A 20,183-nucleotide genomic window follows, 5' to 3' on the forward strand; every position below is an offset into this window, starting at 1 on the left:
CGCGCATGGCGCGCCCTCAACGGGCCAGAACCTTGGCGGCCTCCTTGGTTTCCGAAACCGCCGACGCGATCTGTGTGATCGCGGAGTTGATGGCGCCGATGTTGTGGTCGACGGCGCTGACCGAGGCCGACGCGTTCTGCATGTTGGTGGACATGTCGCCGGTCACCGCGCTCTGCTCCTCCACCGCTCCGGCGGAAACGGTGACGAACTCCATCAGGTTGCTGGTGGCCTGACGGATGTTGCCAAGCGAGGAGACGACGTCGGACGAGACGGCCTGCATGCCCTCGATCTCCTTGGAGATCTGGGCGGTCGCGTTGGCCGACTGGTTGGCGAGATTCTTGACCTCGTTGGCGACGACGGCAAAGCCTCGCCCGGCCTCGCCGGCCCGCGCCGCCTCGATGGTGGCGTTCAGCGCCAGCAGATTGATCTGGCTGGCGATGGAGCTGATGAGGTCGACGATGCCGCCCATCGCCTTGGCGACCTCGGTCAGCCGCGCCGCCGCCCGGTCGGCGTTCTCCGTCTCAGCCATCGCGGTGCTCGCCGCCTGGCGGGAGCGGATCATGCTGTCGGCGATCTCCCGGGCCGACGCGGCGAGTTCCTCGGCGCTGGCGGCGACGGTCTGGACGGTGCCCTGGGTCGCGCCCGACCGCTGGGCGGCATCCTCGGCCTGCCGGCCGGCGGCGGAGAGCGCGGTGTCGATCTCGGTGAAGTTGTTGTCGATCAGGGACTTCAACTGGTCCAGCAATTCCACCTGACGGGTGATGTCGGTGGCGAACTTGACGATCTTGGACAGCCGGTTGCTGCTGTCGAACACCGGGTTGTAGGAAGCCTGAATCCACACCACGCGCCCGCCCTTGCCGATCCGCTTGTACTGGGCGGCCTGGAAACGGCCCTGCCGGAGGCTCTCCCAGAAGGCCCGGTAGTCCTCGCTTCCGTGCTCCGCCGGATCGACGAAGGTGCTGTGGTGGCGCCCCGCGATCTCCGGCAGCGTGTAGCCGAGGAGCGACAGGAAATTCTCGTTGGCGGTGATGACGGTGCCGTCGGGGGTGAATTCGATCACCGCCTGGGATTTGGAGATGGCCTCCGCCTTGCCGCGCAGGTCGATGTGTTCCAGATGGCGCTCGGTGACGTCGGTGCAGACCTTGACGACCTTGTGGGTGACGCCCTGGCGGTTCTTGATCGGGTTGTAGGTGGCTTCGATCCAGACTTCGCGGCCGTCCTTGCCGATGCGCTTGTACAGGGAGGATTGGAATTCACCCCGACGCAGACGCTCCCAGAAATTCTTGTAATCCAGGCTGTCGTGGAGAGTCGGGTCGACAAATATCCGGTGATGCTTGCCTTTGATCTCGTCGAGGCTGTATCCCATGCAGCGGAGAAATCTGTCATTCGCCGACAATATGTTGCCAGATGTGTCAAAAGTAATTATACCATTAGATTTGTCTAATGCGCTGGTTATTTCCGTCGCTTCCGTATCCGCTGACCTTAGAAAGGCTTTAAAGGGCATGTTGATTGTCCTTATGGCGTAGGAAGGGAATGGCAATTTCAGGTTATCGGCAATTTATTTAAAAAGCAATTAATTGACGTCCAAGCTGTGCCGTGAAGTGCCATATCGTTTCGGCAAAGATTGTATTCGCCAAGATGTACTGTTTTGCCGATAGGTAATCAAATGCAATTTTTTGTTGATGTTGTGGTTGTTTGTCGGTGGTGGGCGTCCGGAGATTGGGGGTTCGGATGAATGCGTTGTTCAACCGACAGGCGTTGTAGTGGATTTTGCGAAAGCAATCGAAGCGGTCTTCTGCCAATCCCCTTTCCGTGAAAAGCTGTGAGGAGGGTGCATCTGCAAAGAGTGCGGGCTCAGACGGCTCGGATGCTCCACCGGAAGCAATGCCTGTGCGGAACCGCGCCCCTGCGATGGCAAGGGGCGCGGCTCCGCCGGGCCACCGTCAGGGAACGATCACATGGTCGGGGTTGGCGATGGCGAAGACCGCGTCGCGGTCCGGCTGGGGCGGGTAGATCCACTTGGTGTTGATCTCGCGCTTCACCGCCTTGCCCTCCTCGCGGGTCAGCCGGACCTGCCGGTCCCAGCCTTCGGTGAAGAGCGCGCCCCACGGGCCGAGATCGAGGCAGGTCACGTATTTGGGCTGGCTGTAGGGATGGCTGGGCAGGCCGACCAGCTCGGCCGCGGCGTTGTGGCCGGCGACGCGGCCGAGGCTCAGCGCGTGCTGGCAGGACATCGCGGCGACGTTGCCGAGATCGTCGGTGGCGGCCCGCGCCACGTCCCCGGTGACGAAGATGCCGTCGCTGCCGACCGCCCGCAGGAACGGATCGGCCTGGACGCGCCCGAACCGGTCATGCTCGCCGGTGATCTGCGCGGCCAGGGGGTTGGCGCGGGCGCCCGCCGTCCAGACGACGGTGGCGGCGGCGATGCGTTCGCCGGTGGCGGTGGTCACGCCGTCGGCGTCGATGGCGGCGACCGCCGTGCCGGCGACGACCTCCACGCCGCATTCGGCCAGCGCCTGCTCGATGACGGGGCGCGGCACGGGGCCGAGGTCGGGGCCGATCGCCGGGGCCTGCTCGACCACCACGACGCGGACCTTGGCGTCCGCACCCAGGATGGCGCGCAGCCGGTCCGGCATCTCCGCCGCCGTCTCGATGCCGGTGAAGCCGCCGCCGGCCACCACGACGGTGTTGCGCGCCGCCGTCTCCGGCCGGGCGGCCAGCCCCTTCAGATGCGCGTCGAGGGCGCGGGCGCTGTCGAGCTGGTCGACGTTGAAGGCGTGCTCGGCGAGACCGGGAATGGGCGGGGTGAACAGGCGGCTGCCGGCGGCCAGGACGAAGCGGTCGTAGGGCAGGGTGAACTGGGCGCCATCGGCGCCGGTGGCGTCCACCGCGCGGCGGTCGGCGTGGATCGTTGTCACCACGCCGGGAATGTGGCGGACGCCCACCGCCTCGAACAGCGCCGCGAGGTCCGGCGCCATGCCCTCCAGCACCGCTTCGTAGAGGCGCGGGCGGATGTGGAGCTGAGGGGCCGGCGAGACGACGCTGATCGCGACGTCGCCGTCGCGGCCGGCCAGCGCCACCGCGCGGGCGGCGGACAGGGCGGCCCACAATCCGGCGAAGCCGGAACCGGCGATGACGATCTGCTGGGTCATGACTGGGTGTCCTTCTGAACGCCGGACAAAGGGGAAGCGTTCTGGCGCGCGGGCGCGCGGCAGCCATCCCGTCCGTCCGGCGGCGGTCCGGGAAACGCTCAGGGCATCGGGCGAGGGGTGGTGAGGCCGGTTATGGTGGCCAGTTATGGTGTTTGTCGTGTTCGTGACGCGGCGCGGGCGCTGAGACGCGCGTCGATCCAGCTCTGGACGTCGCCTTGGAACTCCGGCGGGGCCTTGCGGCCGAAGGTCTCGCCGACGCTGGCCAACGTCTCCTTGGCCAGCGTGTCGCGCATCGCCTTCTCGGCCTTCAGCATCACGGCGTGGATGGCGCAGACTCCGGAGGTCGCCCAGTTTGGCGGCGCGTCGTTGAAGACCGCGCAGCGGCCGCGGATCTCCTGGCACTCGAACAGCGGCTTCTCGCCCTCGATGGCGTCGACGATGGTGAGGAAGCTGATGTCTTCCGGCGCCTTGGCGAGGCGGTAGCCGCCGCGCACCCCTTCGCTGGCCGTGACGATTCCCGCCTTCTCCAGCTTCGGGAAGATCTTGGCGAGGAAGGAGGGGGAGATGCCCTGCAATTCCGCCAGATCCCGGCTGCTCAGTGGCGTGTCGCCAGCGGCGGCCAGCCAGAGCAGGCAGTGGATGCCGTATTCGACGCTTGCGGTGAGGTGTGCCATGGCGCGGCCCGTCCATCGGTCTCGATAACGCAGACCGTATCAGTCCGCGTTATCGGGCGCAAGATGGAAAACGCAGATAAAGTTTATCCGCGTTCACGGGGGAGAGGCGGCAGGCCGGAAAAGGAAAAGCCGGAGCCCACCTCGCGGTGGACTCCGGCTCTCCGGGGAAGCGGCCGGGCGGGGGGATGGAGACCCCGCGCCGGCCGGGGGAGGTCAGCGCACCAGGTCGAACGAGTAGTCGGTCTCGCCGACGATGTTCGTGTTGGCGTCCATATCCTCGAAGATCCGATCCAGGATGCGCACCAGCACGTTCAGAGCGCCCTGGTAGCCCCAGGTCGGGTAACGGTGATGGTGGTGGCGGTCGAAGATCGGGTAGGTCAGGCGGATGAGCGGGATCTTGGTGTCGCGCTCCAGATACTTGCCGTAGCTGTTGCCGATGATGTAGTCGACCTTGTCGGTGAACAGCAGCGAGCGCAGGTGCCAGAGGTCCTTGCCGCCGTAGGCCTTGCCGGACTTGCCGAACGGCGAGGCGTCGAGCGCCTTCTGGACCTGCTTCTCCCACTTCTTCGAGCCGGAGGTGGACAGGATGTGCACCGGCTCGGCGCCCAGCTCCATCAGGAACTTCGACATGCCCAGGCAGAAGTCCGGGTCGCCGTACACGGCGAAGCGCTTGCCGTGCAGGTGGGTGTGGCTGTCGGCGATGGCGTCGACGAGACGGCCGCGCTCCAGCTTCAGCTCCGCCGGGACCGGCTTGCCGGACAGCTCGGCCAGCTTCAGCAGAAGCTCGTCGGTGCCGGTGACGCCCATCGGGTAGTTGTACTTGGCGACCTGCTGGCCCTTCTCCTTGATGAACTGCAAGGACTGCGGGGTGCAGTATTCCTGCATGGAGATGGTGGCCTTGGCGTGGACGGCCTCCTTCGTGGCCTCCAGCGTGGTGCCGCCGTCATACATGCGGTACTCGCCGTCGGCCGGGGTGTCGAAGTTGTCCGACACGTCCGACAGGATCGTCAGGTCGATGCCGAACAGGCCGGCGATGCGCTTCAGCTCGCGGTTGTTGCCGACCGCGAAGCCGTCGAAGCCCGGGATCAGGTTGATCTTCTCGTTCTTCGGGGTGTCGAAGTTCTCCGACGTGCCCCAGAAGTGGGTCAGAACGCCCTTGATCATGTTGTCGTAGCCGACGATGTGGCTGCCGACGAAGGCCGGGGTGTGGGCGAAGGGAACCGGGAAATCCGCCGGGACGCTTTCCTTGTTCTTCGCGTTGTTGATGAAGCCGGAGAGGTCGTCGCCGATGACTTCCGCCATGCAGGTGGTCAGCACGGCGATCATCTTCGGCTTGTACAGCGCGTAGGCGTTGGCCAGGCCGTCGATCATGTTGTTCAGGCCGCCGAACACCGCCGCGTCTTCCGTCATCGACGAGGAGACCGCGGAGTTCGGCTCCTTGAAGTGGCGGGTGAGGTGCGTGCGGTAGTAGGCGACGCAGCCCTGCGAACCATGGACGAAGGGCAGGGTGCCCTCGAAGCCCTGGGCCGCGAACATCGCGCCGATCGGCTGGCAGGCCTTCGTCGGGTTGATGACGACCGCCTCACGGGCGAAGTTCTTTTCCTTGTACTCTTCCGTCTTGGTCCACGCGGAAACCCGGGCGACCTCTTCGTCGGAGTGGCCGTACTCGAACTCCGTCTTCTTGCGCTCGAGCAGCTCCTTGTATTCGGGCTGACGGAAGAGCGTGAAGTGGTCGATGACCTTGTCGGCGCTCTGGGAAACGGGGTGGGACATGCTCATTACTCCTATCTTCCAGAGGCCGCTTTAGAACGGAGCCTTCATGATGCCCCAGACGGGGTTGTTGATGGCCAGATCCATGTCGCGGGCGAAGATCGCGAAGCCGTCGTAGCCGTGATACGGACCCGAGTAATCCCAGGAGTGCATCTGGCGGAAGGGCAGGCCCATCTTCTGGAAGACGTACTTTTCCTTGATGCCCGAGGCGACGAGGTCCGGACGCATCACCTCGACGAACTTCTCCAGTTCGAAGGCGGTGACGTCGTCGTAGATCAGCGTGCCTTCCTTCACGTAGTGCTGGGTGCGCTGATAGTCGTCGTTGTGGGCGAATTCGTAACCCGTGCCGACGATCTCCATGCCCAGGTCATGGTAGGCGTCGACCACGTGGCGCGGACGCAGGCCGCCGACGTAGATCATCACCTTCTTGCCTTCGAGCCGCGGCTTGAACTTGGCGATGACGGCGTCGACCATCGGCTGGTACTTGGCGATGACCTTCTCCGCGTTCTCCTTGATGGTGTCATCGAAGAGAGCGGCGATCTTGCGCAGGGACTCGGCGATCTGCGACGGGCCGAAGAAGTTGTACTCCATCCACGGAATACCGAACTTCTCTTCCATGTGGCGCGCGATGTAGTTCATCGAGCGGTAGCAGTGGATGAGGTTCACCTTCGCCTTCGGCGTGTTCTCCAGCTCGGCGAGCGTGCCGTCGCCCGACCACTGGGCGATCACGCGCAGGCCGATCTCTTCCAGCAGGATGCGGCTGGCCCAGGCGTCGCCACCGATGTTGTAGTCACCGATGATGGTGACGTCGTACGGGGTGGAGACGAAGCCTTCCTTCGGCTCGGTCTTCTCGAAGATCCAGTCGCGGATGACGTCGTTGGCGATGTGGTGGCCCAGCGACTGGGAGACGCCGCGGAAGCCTTCGCAACGGACCGGAACGACCGGCTTGCCCAGCTCCTCGGACTTGGCGCGGGCGACCGCCTCGATGTCGTCGCCGATCAGGCCGATCGGGCACTCGGACTGGATGGAGATGCCGTTGACGAGCGGGAACAGCTCGTTGATCTCCTCGATCACCTTGTGCAGCTTCTTGTCGCCGCCGAAGACGATGTCCTTCTCCTGGAAGTCGGAGGTGAAGTGCATCGTGCCCCAGCTGTCCACGCCGGTGTCGCCGACATAGTAGTTGCGGCGGCCGGACCAGGAGTAGTAGCCGCAGCCGACCGGGCCGTGGGAGATGTGGATCATGTCCTTGATCGGACCCCACACCACGCCCTTGGAACCGGCGTAGGCGCAACCACGGATGGTCATCACACCGGGGATCGACTTGATGTTCGACTTGACGCCGCAGTCCTTCGCCTCGGCCTCCAGCACGTTCAGGTGCTTGGCGCGGCGCTTGCGCGACTTCTCGGGATACGCTTCGAGAACCTTGTCGACGAGACCCTTGACGTCGACGCCTTCGTTCACGGACAGGCTCATGGTGCCAGTCTCCTGCATGCTCTCATTGTCCGCGCCACTGCAGCGCGGGACCGAGCCCCCTCTCTCCCACCCCGCGCACAAAGGCGGGGTGGGCTGGGGAGGGGGCCAGTTCAGACCTGTGCCCCGTCAGGGATCCAGGTGTCAGGCCTTGGCGGCTTCCTTGGCCTGGAGCTCGGCGAGCTGCTGCTCCTCCGACTTCATGATGCCGAAGTCCATCAGCATCTCTTCCAGCTCTTCCATGGTGATCGGGGTCGGGATGGTGCCCTTGCCCTTGTTCGCATGGACCTTGTTGGCGAGCTGGCGGTATTCCTGGGCCTGCTGGCTGTCCGGCGCGTACTCGATCACCGTCATGCGGCGCAGCTCGGCGTGCTGCACGATGTTGTCGCGCGGCACGAAGTGGATGAGCTGGGTGCCGAGGCGGGCGGCCAGGGCCGAGGCGAGGTCGATTTCCTTGTCGGTCTGGCGCTCGTTGCAGATCAGGCCGCCGAGGCGCACGCCGCCGCTGTGGGCGTACTTCAGAATGCCCTTGGCGATGTTGTTGGCGGCGTAGAGCGCCATCATCTCACCGGACATGACGATGTAGATTTCCTGGGCCTTGTTCTCGCGGATGGGCATGGCGAAACCGCCGCACACCACGTCGCCCAGCACGTCGTAGGAGACGTAGTCGACGTCGTCGTAGGCGCCGTTCTCTTCGAGGAAGTTGATCGAGGTGATCACGCCGCGGCCGGCGCAGCCGACCCCCGGCTCCGGACCGCCGGACTCGACGCACTTGATGCCCTTGTAGCCGATCTTGAGAACGTCCTCGAGCTCCAGATCCTCGACCGAGCCGGCTTCGGCGGCGAGGTGCAGCACGGTGTCCTGCGCCTTGGCGTGCAGGATCAGGCGGGTCGAGTCGGCCTTCGGATCGCAGCCGACGATCAGGATCTTCTGATCCAGCTCGACCAGCGCGGCCAGGGTGTTCTGGGAGGTGGTGGACTTGCCGATACCGCCCTTACCGTAGAACGCAATCTGGCGCAAAGACATGGGAGGTTACTCCTTTGCTTGGGTCTACAGGGTGTCTTCAATTCCGGGGCGGCCTGCCCAGCGGCCGCTTCGACCCCTTCTCTGCATCCCCCGTGCCAGTTCGCGAAAAATTTTTAAATCATTGAAATTGAACAAGAAAATTGATTGCGGACGAGTGCGGTCCGCTTTGTCGGGCCTGTGACATACCCGACAAAGCCCGACATTTTGTCGGGTCTCTCGCAATGAAAAGGAAGGGATGGCCGAATGTCGTCCGCCAGCGTCAGAGCCAGCGTCAGGCGGCGGCGTGGTTCAGCGCGTCGCGGGCGACGACGAGGCGCAGCGCCAACGCCTCCAGCTCGTCGCCGTCCTGGCCCATGTCATAGAGAAGCTGGGCCAGCGACTGGCCGCGGGCGAGCAGGCGGCGCGCCTTGGCCGGGTCGGCGGGGCGGGCCAGCAGGATGCCGACGAGGCGCTCCCCGGCGATGCCGGCCAGCGCGCGGCTGCGTTCGGCCAGACGGCGCTCCAGCGTGTCGAGCACCGCCGGGCGCCCGGCGTGGTCGAGGTCGGTGCAGAACTGGTGCAGGGAGCGGAGCTGGCGGAGCAGCGCCTCGAACAGCAGCTCGTCGAGGTCGCCGCCGTTGGCCGCCTTTCCGACAAGATCGAACAGCGTGTCGGAAAGCCGCCACGCCGCCGACAGGCAGTCGTTCATCGCCTTGCGGTCGGCGGGTTCGACGAAGGCGTTGGCCTCCTCGCGGTGCTCCTCCTGGTCATCGAGGTTCCGCATCGCGACGACGAGCAGCCCGTCCACCGAGGCCAGCGTGGCGAGGCTGGCGTGCAGCGCCTTGATGCCGCGGTCAGCGCCGAAGCCGTCCATGGCCTCCGCCGCCCGGCGCAACGCGTGGCGGGTGAGGCGGCGCGACTGGTAGACGACGTCGCGCAGCGCGACGGTGGCGCCCAGCGTCTCCAGCATCAGCCGCCGCGCCTCGAAGCGCAGCAGGGCGTGGGCGAGGCTGTCCATGGCGCCGGCGGTGACGCCGGCCGGGTCGTCCTCCGTGCTCGCCGTCGGCGCCTCGCCGCGGACCAGCCGGTCGGCGTCGGCGCGGGCGTCCGCCTCGATGGCCGAGACCACCGACAGCACGGCGCCGCGGCCGGCCCCGCGCAGCAGGGCGACCAGGGCACGCAGGGCGGTGGCCGCCTCCAGCGCGCCGGGCAGCCCATCCTCGGCGGCGCCCTTGTTGTGGACGACGCGGTCGATCAGATGGTCGCGCAGGCGTGGCAGCAGAACGTCCAGGATGATCGGCGCGGTGGGGCGCAGCAGCGCCTCCAGAAGGCGGCCCTGCGGCTGGCCGAGCATGGCGCCCAGCGGGTTGACCGGCTTGGGCACCAGACGCGGGCGGTGGGGCTCCAACAGGGCCAGCACCTCGTCGCCGCGCAGTGGGGTGATGGTGCCGCGCAGCAGCCGGGCGAGCGTCACGGCGTCGCGGGCCTCCCTGGCGCCGCGCAGCGGAATCGGCGCCCGTCCCGAACGCATCGGCATCTTTTCCGAGACGGCGGAAGGAAGAAGAACGCGCGGGGGCTGTGCCGCCCGGTTGCGCGTCTCCTGTTCCTTTCGCTTCATCGGCCACATGGCCTTGCCTCGTCTTGCAACGCACTGAATCCTGTTCGTTCAACTATGGGGTCGTCTCATCATCCGTTCAAACGGATATTTTTCGGATATTTGGAGTAAGCCAAAAGTTGTTTCGGCTGTTTAATCGAATTGTTTTTGAATTCGAAATGTATTGCGGGTCGGACGGCCCCGCTCCGCGGTGACGCGGACCCTTGGCGGATGCGCCGGTTCGCTGTATCCATGAAAGAATTGTGGATTTCGGGAATGTCATGGCGGACGGTTCGGCGAGCGGCGGCTTGAGGGATGCGCGGGGGCGGCTGATCGATCCGGATTCGCCGCTGGCGCTGAAGGCGCATCGCACCAACCTGCTGAACGTGACGGCGGACGCGCTGTGCGCGGAGTCCTTCAACGACGAGCCGCGGCGCCTGCGCATCGGCGGCACGCGCAGCGAACACGCCGTGCTGTTCGAGGCGCTGGACGAGAGCCCGGACAGCCTGATCGCCGCCGACATCTTCCAGCACTACATGGCCTTCACCTTCGGGCTGAACCCGGACTTTTCCGGCGCCGAGGGCACGGACGGGCGGCGGCGCTACCGCGCCAGCTACCTGCGCCTGCTGAAGGGGTGGCTGTTCGACAGCAACAACGCCGAGGGGGCTGTGCTGAAAGGCTGGGTGGAGAGCCGGTTCGGCCTGCTGCCCACCTATCACAAGGAACCGATCCTCCGTTTCGCCTCCGACGCGTGGCGGACCTACGGCGAGGAAAAGGTCGCCACCCGCTTCCACAACAACAACATCAACCTGCAGCTCGACCTGCTGTACGAGTATTGCCAGTGGTGGATGCGCCGCGGCTGGCCGGACGCGCCGATGCCGTCCCGCGCCAGCCACATCCGGCTCTACCGCGGCGTCAACGATTTCGAGGAGCACCACATCGTCGCGCGCCCCGACAAGCGCACGGCGGTCCTGCGCCTCAACAACCTCAGCTCCTTTTCCATCGAGCGCGACATCGCCGGCCAGTTCGGGGACTACATCCTCGAAACCTGGGTGCCGCTCACCAAGGTGGTCTTCTTCCGCGACATCCTGCCCCGCTACCCCTTCAAGGGAGAGGGCGAGTATCTGGTCGTCGGCGGGGACTATAGGGTGGGGGTGTCGCTTCTCTGACAACCGATCACGGGACAGATCCGGCCCATGACTGACCATTCCATCCGCTCACGCGCGCTGGGCGCCTATCTCGGGCTGGCCTGCGGCGACGCGCTGGGCGCCACCGTCGAGTTTCTGACAAAGGGCGAGATCGCCCACCAATACGGCGTGCACAAGCACATCAAGGGCGGCGGCTGGCTCAAGCTGCCCGCCGGGCAGGTGACCGACGACACCGAGATGTCGATCCATCTCGGCCGCGCCATCCTGGCCGCCCCGGAATGGGACGCCCGCCGCGCCGCGGAGGAGTTCGCCGTCTGGTTGAAGGGCGTTCCCGTCGATGTCGGGGACACGACACGGCGCGGCATCCGCCGCTTCATCATGCACGGCACCCTGTCGGAGCCGGAGAGCGAGTATCACGCCGGCAACGGGGCGGCGATGCGCAACCTGCCGGTCGCCCTGGCGACGCTGGGCGACGACGCGGCCTTCGAGCGCTGGACGGTGGAGCAGGCGCACATCACCCATTGCAACGCGATGTCCGACGCGGCGACCCTGACGCTCGGCCATATGGTCCGCCGTCTGGTGCTGGGCGGCAGCGTGCGCGACGTGCGCGACGAATCGAACAAGCTCATCGCGCAGCACCGGCAATTCAAGTTCCAGCCCTACCGCGGCCTCGCCACCGCCTACATCGTCGATACAATGCAGACGGTCATGCACTATTATTTCCAGACCGATTCCGTGGAATCCTGCGTCGTCGAGACCGTCAACCAGGGCGGCGACGCCGACACCACCGGCGCCATCGCCGGCATGCTGGCCGGCGCCACCTACGGGGTGGAGACCATCCCGCCGCGCTGGCTGCGCAAGCTCGACCGCGACGTCTACAACGAAATCTGCGCCCAGGTGGACGGGCTGCTCGCCCGCTCCCCGGCGCTCAAGCAGGGGTGACTGCGACCATGGCCGACGTGATCTTCTTCGAAAAGCCCGGCTGCGCCGGCAACAACCGCCAGAAGGCCCTGCTGGCGGAGGCCGGGCACACCGTCCACGCCCGCGACCTGCTGTCCGAGCCCTGGACGGCGGACCGCCTGCGCCCCTTCTTCGGCGACCGCCCGGTGGCCGAGTGGTTCAACCGAAGCGCCCCGGCGGTAAAGAGCGGGGAGGTCGATCCGGACGCGCTGGACGAGGCCGCCGCCCTGGCGCTGATGCTGAAGACGCCGCTGCTGATCCGCCGCCCGCTGATGCAGGTGGGCGACCGCCGCGACTGCGGCTTCGAGGCGGAACGGGTGGACGCCTGGATCGGGCTGGCCGCCGGAGCGCCGGAGGGCAAGCTGGAAGGCTGTGCCCGCGCCGGGATGCCGCCCTGCCCACCACCCGCAAAGGGGTGACGGGACAACCCTGACTGTCGTAGGTTTGCCCCCGTCCTGTTTGAAACCCGACATTTCAGCGATGGGGGCCGATCCATGTGCGAACTCCTGGGCATGAGCGCCAACGTGCCCACGGACATCTGCTTCAGCTTTCGCGGCCTGATGCGCCGCGGCGGGCAGACCGGTCCGCACCGCGACGGCTGGGGAATCGCCTTTTACGAGGGGAAGGGCTGCCGCACCTTCCACGACCCGGCGCCGAGCTGCGAGTCGGAGATCGCGCGGCTGGTCAGCAGCTATTCCATCAAGTCCTGCGTGGTGATCTCCCACATCCGCCGCGCCAACCGCGGCCGGGTGTCGCTGGAGAACACCCACCCCTTCACGCGGGAGCTGTGGGGCCGCGTCTGGACCTTCGCCCACAACGGCCAGCTCAAGGGCATCAAGGAACGGACGCTGACCTTCTACGAGCCGGTCGGGACGACGGACAGCGAGCACGCCTTCTGCTGGCTGCTCGACCAGATCCGCATGCAGTATCCGGAACCGCCCAAGAGCAACGGCGCGCTGATGCGGCTGATCCGCGACCTCGCCACCGACCTCGGCACGCTGGGCGTCTTCAACATGCTGCTCAGCGACGGGCGGTACCTGTGGTGCCACTGCGCGACCAACCTCGCCTGGCTGACCCGCAAGGCTCCCTTCGGTCCGGCGACGCTGATCGACGAGGACATGAGCGTCGACTTCGCCAAGGAGACGACGCCCAACGACGTGGTGACGGTCGTCGCCACCCGCCCCCTGACCCGCGACGAGAACTGGACCGTCATGAAAGGCGGCGAGATGGTCGTGTTCAAGGGCGGCAATCGGGTGCGCTGACCGGGGATTGTTCCAATCCGTGCAACGAAGATTGGCGAAATCGGGGCTCAATCGATTGGCGTAAGCGGGCTTATGGTCACTTCCGAGACAAACCGAAGCGGTGACGGTGCCGAACCGGCGCCCCGCTTCCCGGACAGGAAGACGTGACCATGAAGATCCTTCGCATCGACTCCAGCCCGCTGGGCGACGCCTCCGTTTCGCGCCAGCTCACCGCCTCGATCGTCGCGGCGCTGCGCCAGGCGACGCCGGACGCCGAGGTGTCCGTCCGCGACCTGACCGTCGCTCCGCCGGATCACCTGACCGGCGAGCTGATGCAGGTTGTGAAGTTCCGCAACCTGGAAGGCCTGACCGCCCGCCAGCAGGAGGAGCTGGCCCTGACCGACGCGCTGGTCGATGAGTTCCTGGCCGCCGACGTCGTGGTGATCGGCGCCCCGATGTACAACTTCACGGTCCCGACCCAGCTCAAGGCCTGGATCGACCGCATCGCCCAGGCCGGCCGCACCTTCCGCTACACCGAGACCGGCCCGGTCGGTCTGGCCGGCGGCAAGAAGGTCTACATCGCCTCGACGCGCGGCGGCGTCTACTCGACCAACGCCGCGATGAGCGCGCTGGACCATCAGGAGGCCTTCCTGCGCACGGTGCTGGGCTTCCTGGGCGTCACCGACGTGACGGTGATCCGCGCCGAGGGCGTCGGCATGGGTCCGGACGCCCGCGCCAAGGCGCTGGCCGCCGCCCAGCTGGAGATCGACGCCCTGGCGACTCCGGTCGCGGCGTAAGGGGTCAGATGGTCCCTCTCGATGTCCCCTCTCCCCTCCGGGGAGAGGGTTAGGGTGAGGGGGGTGCGCATGTGCCGGACGATCCGCCACGCGCAACCCCCTCACCCGGCCCTCCGGGCTACCCTCTCCCCGGAGGGGAGAGGGGAGCTTCGCGACGCGCTCGCTTTAATTGCCCCCCATCGCTTCGCTGATCCGCCGGACGGCCTCGTCCAAGGGCAAGTCGATGCGGGTGATGTTCTGCAGCTCCAGGAAGCGGGCCTCGTTCTTCGACAGCTCGCCCTCGATCACCGCCCAGTGCCTGTCCGACGACCGCTTGGCGATCTGGCGGGCGAAGGTGCGCTGGATTTCCTGGTCGAAGCGGCAACCGAGATAGAGGAAGCTCCTGTCCTTGCGGCGTTCCTGCACGACGGCGGGAATCGGCGTCTGGATGTCGATCTCCGTCAGGATCTCGACAAAGTCGCTGTCGGAAATCAGGTAGTTCCCCGCCGGGGTGGCGCTTCCCGACGGCTTGTAGAGCAGGGTTTCCCAGCCCGACGCCGCGGCGGCCTCGACCTCCGTGCCCTCCGGTGCGTAGTACTTCACCCATTCGCCGACGCCCTGCGGGTGGGACAGGCCCTGGATCTGGCCCCAGCTCCGCCCCGCATCGGCGGTCAGCAGGCTTTCCAGCGTGTTGTCGTACCAGACATCGACGATCATCGGCGGGGCGGGCAGGGCGGCCAGCCACGCGTGAACCGGTGTCGCCGGAACCTCGCGCTTGAAGATCTCGTTCAGGATGCCGTCCAGCGTCTTGCGGTGGCGGCGCGATTCGATGAACTGGGCGACGGCGGTCAACTGGCTGCGGATGCGGCCCGGTGCGGCGACCTTGGCGTTCAGCCGCTGCGCCAGTTCCAGCGAATTGCGCGGGATCGGGCAGTCGGCCTCCGGCAGCAGCGCGAAGGCGCCCGGCCCGAGATAGGGCACCACGCCCCGCGCCTTCAGCGCCGTGGCGATGTCCGCGATGATGGTGTCGGTGTCCGTGCTGGTGTCCGTGCTGTCGAGGACGGCGGTGTCGGTCATGCTAACCCCGTTCGGCTGGGTGGCGTGGTGGGAACGCTTGCCCCCTCCCTGACCCTCCCCCGCTTCGCAGGGGAGGGAAAATTGCTTACAAATAGATCGCCGCGCCCGCCCCCGTGTTGACGGTGGCGTCCTTCAGCGTGTCCACGATGAACTGCACCTCGTCGGCGGTGACCTTGTGGTGCAGCGGCAGGGCCAGCACGCGGTCGACCGTCTTCTGGCAGACCGGGCAGTCGGCCCGGCTGGCGCCGCGCTCCTGGTAATATTGCTGGGTGTAGAGCGCCTGCCCGTAGTCCGACGCCTCGACCTCGTGCGTCGCCAGATCCTCCAGCACCGCCTTGCGCCCCGACGCGGTGAAGCGGGTGCCGAGGTGGACGGCGTAGACCATCGGGTGCACGTCGTCGGCGCCCGGCCCCTTGTAGGGCGGCTTGATGCCCTCGAAACTGGCCATGGCCGCCTCGTAGAAGCCGACCACCTCCCGGCGCTTCGCCAGGATCTCCGGCAGGCGCTTCAACTGGACGAGGCCGAGCGCGGCGGTGATGTTGCTCATCCCCGCCTGAAAGGGGATGGTGCGGGTGATGACCACCGTGTTGCGGTGCTCCGCCTCGCGCCGGCGCAGGTAGCGGAGCTGGTGGGCGAGGTTGCGGTCGTCGGTGACGATCATCCCGCCTTCGCCGGTCACCAGCACGCCGGGTTCGGAAAAGTCGAAGACGGCGCAATCGCCGAAGCTGCCGACCAGCTTCCCCTTGTAGGAGGAGCCGATGGCCTCGGTCGAATCCTCGATCAGGATCAGCCCCTTGTCGGTGGCGAGCGCGCGCAGCTCGTCCCAGTGGGCGGGGTGGCCGTTGACGTTGCCGGCCAGGATGGCCTTGGTCCGCGGCGTTATCTTGGCCTCGGCCTTCGCCGGGTTGATGGTGTGCTGCCAGTAGTCGATGTCGACGAAGACCGGCTCCGCCCCGGCCAGCGCGATGGCGTGCTGCACCTGATGCCAGCCGAAGGGGGAGCAGAGCACCTCGTCCCCCGATCCGATGCCGTAGGCTTTCAGAACCATCAGCGTGGCGATGGTGCCGCTGGACACCGCGACCGCGTGGGCGCGGCCGAGCCAGGCGGCGAAGGCTTCCTCGAACCCTTCCGTCATCCGCCCGTCGCTCAGGCTGCCGGAGGTGAGGATTCGGCCGATGACCGCCACCTCGGCCTCGGACATGTCAGGATCGATCAGCGGGATGTAGTCGCCAAGCTCCGCGTCGTCCGCGACGGCATCGTCTTCGGGCATCGTCATTCCGCGATCCTCATTCAGTCGTCCTCGTCCCGCTGCGCGATCACCACGCCGGTCGCCGTCTCCGGCTTGTTGGTGATGAGCCAGCAATGGTTGGAACCGTCCACGAGGTAGAGGTTGAAGCCGGGCTCCTCCCGGAAGGCGTCCTCCGCCATCACCGCGGCGTGCGCCCCGGTGACGTTGGACAGGTCCGGGTTCGCCTCGCGCACGGCGCGGACCACGGCGTCGAGCCGGGTGCCGTCCGCGAAGAGGCCGCCGGCCATGGCGGCGATGGCGTCGATCCGTTCCGGGGACAGGGCCATGGCGGTCACTCCGCGCCGCGCTTCTTGGCTTCGACGGTGATGGGCAGGCGGGTGTCCGCCGGCATCTCCGGCAGGTCGAGCGTCCAGCCGTTGGCGACCTTGACCCAGCCGCCCCACAGGCCCGGCTTCTCCATCTCCGTGATGGGCTCCTCCAGGTCCTTCTTGGCGACGTAGATCGTGTATTGCTCACCGGCCTTGCGCACCATCACCTTCATGTCACTCTCCAGTCGTCGTGTGTTTGGCTGTTCTCTGGTCAGGCCGCGATCCGCGCGTACAGCGCGGGAAACTCGTTGAGGACCGATTCCACCTCCTCCGCCGTGCTGTAGCGGCTGAGGGAGAAGCGCAGGCTGGCCGCGGCCTCCGCCGGGCTCAGGCCCATGGCGGTCAGGACGTGGCTCGGTTCGTTGCCGCCGGACGCGCAGGCCGCCCCCATGGAGACGGCGATACCGGCGCGGTCGAGGCGCATCAGCAGCTCCTCCGCGTCCAGCGGGCGGCCCTGCGGGTCGGCGAAGCGGATGTTGCTGGTGTTGGACAGGCGGTCCGCCCCCTCGCCGTTGATCCGGCTGCCCGGCCAGGCGGCGAGCACGCCGCGCTCCAGCCGGTCGCGCAGGATCGCCAGACCGCCGGCCTCCGCCACCGTGGCGGCGGCGCGGCCGGCGGCGGCGCCGAAACCGACGATGGCCGGCACATTCTCGGTCCCGCCGCGGCGGTGGCGCTCCTGATGGCCGTGGATCAGCGGGGCGAAGGGCACGCCCTTGCGGATGAAGAGGGCGCCGATGCCCTTCGGCCCGTGCATCTTGTGGGCGGACAGGGTCAGCAGGTCGGCGTTCACCGCGTCCACCCGGATGGGCAGCCGGCCGGCGGCCTGCACCGCGTCGGTGTGGAACAGGGCGCCGCGCGCCTGGGCGATGTCGGCGGCGGCGGCGACCGGCTGGATCGCCCCGGTCTCGTTGTTCGCCCACATGACGGAGACCAGAGCCGTCTCCGCCGTCACCGTGTCGCGCAGGTCAGCGAGCGCGATGGTGCCGGTGCCGTCCACCGGCAGGACGGTGACCCGCCAGCCTTGCCGCTCCAGATCCTCCGCCAGCATGAGCGTGGAAGGGTGCTCGACCGCCGTGGTGACGAGGTGGCGGCGCTCCGGACGCTCCGCGGCGACGGCCCGCAGCGTGCCGAGCAGGGCGGTGTGGTTGGCCTCCGTCGCGCTGGCGGTGAAGAGGATGTCCGCCGCCTTCGCGCCGACCAGCGCCGCCACCTGGGCGCGCGCCTCGCCCACCGCCCGCTTGGCGGCCATGCCGGCGGCGTGCGGGCTGGAGGGGTTGCCGAACTCCCCGGAGAGATGCGGCAACATCGCCTCCCGCACCTCGGGCGCCAGCGGGGTCGTCGCGTTGTTGTCGAGATAGATCATGGGTCCATCGCAGGCCGTGGCACGGAGCGGGCGGTCAGTCCATCACGCCGGGGACGCCGCGGCGGCGGCCGTCGGCGGGCGTGATCTCCTCCTCCAGGCAGCCGACGACGACGCCGGCCGGGAACTCCACCAGATAGACGGGGATCTGCGTGCCCTCGGCGTGGCCGATGCGCACGATGGTGCCGGGCGTGCCTTTCGGGGCGAGCAGCGCGCCGTCCTCGGCGTTGGGGTGGCTGCCGTCGTTGTGGAGGTCCACCGCGGCGGTGACCATCAGGCCCCAGTCGTAGAGCGGTTCGCGGGGCGGGATGAAGCCGGGCTTCTTCGCTTCGGTGACGGCGTCGCTCATCGGGTGCTCCTTGGGCATGACGGTCATTGCGGGTCGTTGCAGCGGGCGTCGACCAGTTCGAGTTCCTTGGCGCGCATGCCGACGATGATGCGCTTCTCGTAAAAATCGACGCCGTAGATGTAATACATCTGCAAGTAGGTACCGATCGACTTCACATAGCCGATGTCCCCGGTGCGGATGAGGAAGTCGCCCATCGGGCGTCCGGGATAGGTGCCGTCGTTGCGCACGTCGCGAAGGGCGCGGACCTTCTGGCCCTCCTCGAAGGCGGGGCGGTCTTCCAGTTCGATCGGCTCGTTCGGATCGCGGGCGCGCTCGCGCATTCGGTGCTCCTTGTTCCGGTCAGTCGGGGGGTCCGGGGGCGTCAGTCGGGGATCAGGTCGCCGGTGGCGGGCAGTCCGGCGCGGCGCTTCTGCGCCACGGTCCGGACGTCATCCACCGGGTCCTCGGTCAGCGGGGCGAGGTCTTCGGGCGGCAGGCGGCTGGCGACGACGAAACGCACGCACCAGTCGGCGTCGCGGATCAGCGCGGACAGCTTTTCCGGCGGCAGGCGCCGGGCGACGACCATGCGCACGCGGGCGCTGTCGTCCCAGGCCATGCTCATCAGCCACTCCAGCCCGATGCGGTTGGCGACCTCCAGCCGGATTTCCGGGTCCTCGTCGTGCATCATCGCCGGCAGCATGCCTTCGGGCACACGGCGGGCGACGCGCAGGCGCACGGAATAGTCCGGGTCGCGCATCAACGGCGAGAGGTCGGCGTCCTCCAGCCGGGAGGCGACGGCGATGCGCACCTCTCGATCGGGGTCGCCGCGCATCTTCAACAGCAGGCGGCGGGGCAGGCGGCGGGCGACGGCGGCGCGCACCGTCTCGTCCGGATCGTCCATCAACCGCGGCACGATGAAGATCGGCGCGAAGCGGGCGGCGTTGGCGCGGACCTCGAAATAGGGATGGTCGAGATGCTCGCCCGCCAGATCGTCGTTCCATTGGAAGAAGCGCTGGATGCGCTTGGCGTAGCGGTCCTGCACGCAGGCGCGCAGCGGCTCGCAGCGCCCTTCGGCCAGACGGTCGCGGTAGGGACAGCCATCGCAGTCGACGGGGTTGCCCAGCCAGTCCAGCGCCTTGTCGATGTCGTCGCTCATGCGTCGTCGTCCTCCGGGCCGGCTTCGTATCGGTCGGCGGCGGCGAGCAGGCGGGTGGTTCCGAAGCGGTCCTTCGGGTCCAGGTCCCGGACCTTGTTCAGGGCCTCGCGCCCTTCGGCCAGACGGCCCAGGCGCAGATGCAGGTAGCCGACCGCGGTCAGGGCGAACAGGAACAGGCGCGGGGCCGGCTCCAGACCTGCGAAGTCCGCCCCCAATGACTTGGAAGAGTCCTGGCCAACCATGCGCCAGTCGGCGTGGTTCAGGCCGATGGCCGCCATGGCGTGGCCGAGCATCCGCTCGCCGTAGAGCAGGGCGGTGTCCAGGTTCGCCTTGTAGAAGTGGAACTTGTAATGGCCGAGATCGACCAGCCGGTGCCCCGGCGCCAGCTCTGCGGCGCGGGCGAGGTAACGCTCCGCCGCCCCGGCGTCGGCGTGGCTGGCGGCGGCGAGATGCAGGAACCGCTCCGCTTCGGGCGGCAGGTCGCCGCCGTAGTAACGGCGGTTGAGCCAGCCTTCATCCACCTCGTCCAGCATGGCGGTGCGCTCCATGGACACCCTCTCCCGTGATGGGACGGGAGAGGGGTTTCGGGCGATCAGGCCGGGACGCAGCAGTCGGCCGGGCAGACCGAGGCGCATTGCGGGCTGGAGAACTGGCCCTTGCACTCGGTGCACAGGTCCGCGTTGATGGCGTAGGCGCCCTTCTTGAAGCTGATGGCGTTGTTCGGGCACTCGGCCTCGCAGGCGCCGCAGGCGGTGCAGTCCGAAGCCTTGATCTTGTAAGCCATGACACTCTCCTTGCAGGTGGGGCGGCTGTTGCGGTGGGCCGCCGGGTAAATCCGTGTGTTCTGGTCGGTCT

The 20,183-nt window shown here is 67.3% G+C and carries 22 protein-coding genes; 5 read left to right on the forward strand and 17 right to left on the reverse strand.

The window, feature by feature from the left end:
* Nucleotides 1-16 precede the first annotated feature (16 nt).
* From D3869_RS11490 to D3869_RS11520, 7 genes are all read right to left on the reverse strand, one after another.
* Nucleotides 17-1,504, reverse strand: a complete 1,488-nt coding sequence (locus D3869_RS11490) for a methyl-accepting chemotaxis protein (protein ID WP_137140149.1) — start codon at nt 1,502-1,504, stop codon at nt 17-19.
* A gap of 439 nt (nt 1,505-1,943) precedes the next feature.
* Nucleotides 1,944-3,152 carry an NAD(P)/FAD-dependent oxidoreductase gene (locus D3869_RS11495; RefSeq protein ID WP_137140150.1) on the reverse strand — a complete coding sequence of 403 codons (1,209 nt, stop codon included), beginning with the start codon at nt 3,150-3,152 and terminating at the stop codon, nt 1,944-1,946.
* A 143-nt stretch (nt 3,153-3,295) separates the two neighbouring features.
* Complete coding sequence (locus D3869_RS11500) at nt 3,296-3,826, reverse strand: RrF2 family transcriptional regulator (RefSeq protein WP_137140151.1); 531 nt, start codon at nt 3,824-3,826, stop codon at nt 3,296-3,298.
* Between the two features lie 213 nt (nt 3,827-4,039).
* Complete coding sequence (gene nifK, locus D3869_RS11505) at nt 4,040-5,599, reverse strand: nitrogenase molybdenum-iron protein subunit beta (RefSeq protein WP_137140152.1); 1,560 nt, start codon at nt 5,597-5,599, stop codon at nt 4,040-4,042.
* Nucleotides 5,600-5,629: 30 nt separating this feature from the next.
* On the reverse strand, nt 5,630-7,069 hold the full coding sequence (gene nifD, locus D3869_RS11510) for a nitrogenase molybdenum-iron protein alpha chain (RefSeq protein WP_014239785.1): 1,440 nt from the start codon (nt 7,067-7,069) through the stop codon (nt 5,630-5,632).
* A 141-nt stretch (nt 7,070-7,210) separates the two neighbouring features.
* Nucleotides 7,211-8,092, reverse strand: a complete 882-nt coding sequence (gene nifH, locus D3869_RS11515; RefSeq protein ID WP_014239786.1) for a nitrogenase iron protein — start codon at nt 8,090-8,092, stop codon at nt 7,211-7,213.
* Between the two features lie 271 nt (nt 8,093-8,363).
* Entirely contained in the window at nt 8,364-9,602 is a 1,239-nt protein-coding gene (locus tag D3869_RS11520) for a hypothetical protein (RefSeq protein WP_247895630.1), read from the reverse strand.
* Between the two features lie 344 nt (nt 9,603-9,946).
* Here D3869_RS11520 and D3869_RS11525 point away from each other — a divergent pair, with 344 nt between their 5' ends.
* The 5 genes from D3869_RS11525 (at nt 9,947) to D3869_RS11545 (ending at nt 13,811) form a co-directional block, all read left to right on the forward strand.
* Nucleotides 9,947-10,834, forward strand: coding sequence for an NAD(+)--dinitrogen-reductase ADP-D-ribosyltransferase (locus tag D3869_RS11525; protein ID WP_137140154.1), 888 nt, complete (start codon nt 9,947-9,949; stop codon nt 10,832-10,834).
* 27 nt (nt 10,835-10,861) lie between these two features.
* Nucleotides 10,862-11,755 (forward strand): ADP-ribosyl-[dinitrogen reductase] hydrolase, encoded by an 894-nt coding sequence (draG, locus tag D3869_RS11530; protein ID WP_137140155.1) that lies wholly within the window; start codon nt 10,862-10,864, stop codon nt 11,753-11,755.
* 8 nt (nt 11,756-11,763) lie between these two features.
* Nucleotides 11,764-12,192 (forward strand): ArsC/Spx/MgsR family protein, encoded by a 429-nt coding sequence (locus D3869_RS11535; protein ID WP_137140156.1) that lies wholly within the window; start codon nt 11,764-11,766, stop codon nt 12,190-12,192.
* 75 nt (nt 12,193-12,267) lie between these two features.
* Nucleotides 12,268-13,035 (forward strand): class II glutamine amidotransferase, encoded by a 768-nt coding sequence (locus D3869_RS11540; protein WP_137140157.1) that lies wholly within the window; start codon nt 12,268-12,270, stop codon nt 13,033-13,035.
* Between the two features lie 149 nt (nt 13,036-13,184).
* Entirely contained in the window at nt 13,185-13,811 is a 627-nt protein-coding gene (locus D3869_RS11545; protein WP_137140158.1) for an FMN-dependent NADH-azoreductase, read from the forward strand.
* A gap of 165 nt (nt 13,812-13,976) precedes the next feature.
* Here D3869_RS11545 and D3869_RS11550 read toward each other — a convergent pair whose 3' ends face one another.
* The 10 genes from D3869_RS11550 to D3869_RS11595 all read right to left on the reverse strand — a co-directional run bounded on the left by D3869_RS11550 (nt 13,977) and on the right by D3869_RS11595 (nt 20,112).
* Nucleotides 13,977-14,867, reverse strand: coding sequence for an SIR2 family protein (locus D3869_RS11550; protein WP_137140159.1), 891 nt, complete (start codon nt 14,865-14,867; stop codon nt 13,977-13,979).
* Between the two features lie 85 nt (nt 14,868-14,952).
* Nucleotides 14,953-16,143: a DegT/DnrJ/EryC1/StrS family aminotransferase gene (locus D3869_RS11555; RefSeq protein WP_175426443.1), complete on the reverse strand. Its 1,191-nt coding sequence runs from the start codon at nt 16,141-16,143 to the stop codon at nt 14,953-14,955.
* A 14-nt stretch (nt 16,144-16,157) separates the two neighbouring features.
* A complete protein-coding gene (locus D3869_RS11560; RefSeq protein ID WP_137140160.1) occupies nt 16,158-16,442 on the reverse strand; it encodes a hypothetical protein in 285 nt (94 codons plus the stop codon).
* A gap of 5 nt (nt 16,443-16,447) precedes the next feature.
* Nucleotides 16,448-16,657 (reverse strand): putative nitrogen fixation protein NifT, encoded by a 210-nt coding sequence (nifT, locus tag D3869_RS11565; RefSeq protein WP_035672252.1) that lies wholly within the window; start codon nt 16,655-16,657, stop codon nt 16,448-16,450.
* Nucleotides 16,658-16,695: 38 nt separating this feature from the next.
* Nucleotides 16,696-17,847: a cysteine desulfurase family protein gene (locus D3869_RS11570; protein ID WP_137140161.1), complete on the reverse strand. Its 1,152-nt coding sequence runs from the start codon at nt 17,845-17,847 to the stop codon at nt 16,696-16,698.
* A gap of 34 nt (nt 17,848-17,881) precedes the next feature.
* Nucleotides 17,882-18,193 carry a nitrogen fixation protein NifZ gene (locus tag D3869_RS11575; RefSeq protein ID WP_014239798.1) on the reverse strand — a complete coding sequence of 104 codons (312 nt, stop codon included), beginning with the start codon at nt 18,191-18,193 and terminating at the stop codon, nt 17,882-17,884.
* A 23-nt stretch (nt 18,194-18,216) separates the two neighbouring features.
* Nucleotides 18,217-18,513: a nitrogen fixation protein NifZ gene (locus D3869_RS11580; protein ID WP_094307455.1), complete on the reverse strand. Its 297-nt coding sequence runs from the start codon at nt 18,511-18,513 to the stop codon at nt 18,217-18,219.
* Nucleotides 18,514-18,554: 41 nt separating this feature from the next.
* The gene (locus D3869_RS11585) at nt 18,555-19,328 is read right to left on the reverse strand and encodes a 4Fe4S-binding leucine-rich repeat protein (protein ID WP_137102576.1); all 774 of its coding nucleotides are present in this window, start codon (nt 19,326-19,328) and stop codon (nt 18,555-18,557) included.
* On the reverse strand, nt 19,325-19,876 hold the full coding sequence (locus D3869_RS11590; protein ID WP_137140162.1) for a hypothetical protein: 552 nt from the start codon (nt 19,874-19,876) through the stop codon (nt 19,325-19,327). The genes D3869_RS11585 and D3869_RS11590 overlap by 4 nt, the downstream gene beginning before the upstream one ends.
* Nucleotides 19,877-19,920: 44 nt before the next feature.
* Entirely contained in the window at nt 19,921-20,112 is a 192-nt protein-coding gene (locus D3869_RS11595) for a 4Fe-4S binding protein (protein WP_014239802.1), read from the reverse strand.
* Between the last annotated feature and the right edge of the window lie 71 nt (nt 20,113-20,183).

It is taken from the genome of Azospirillum brasilense, assembly GCF_005222205.1.
GTDB classification, from domain to species: domain Bacteria; phylum Pseudomonadota; class Alphaproteobacteria; order Azospirillales; family Azospirillaceae; genus Azospirillum; species Azospirillum brasilense_G.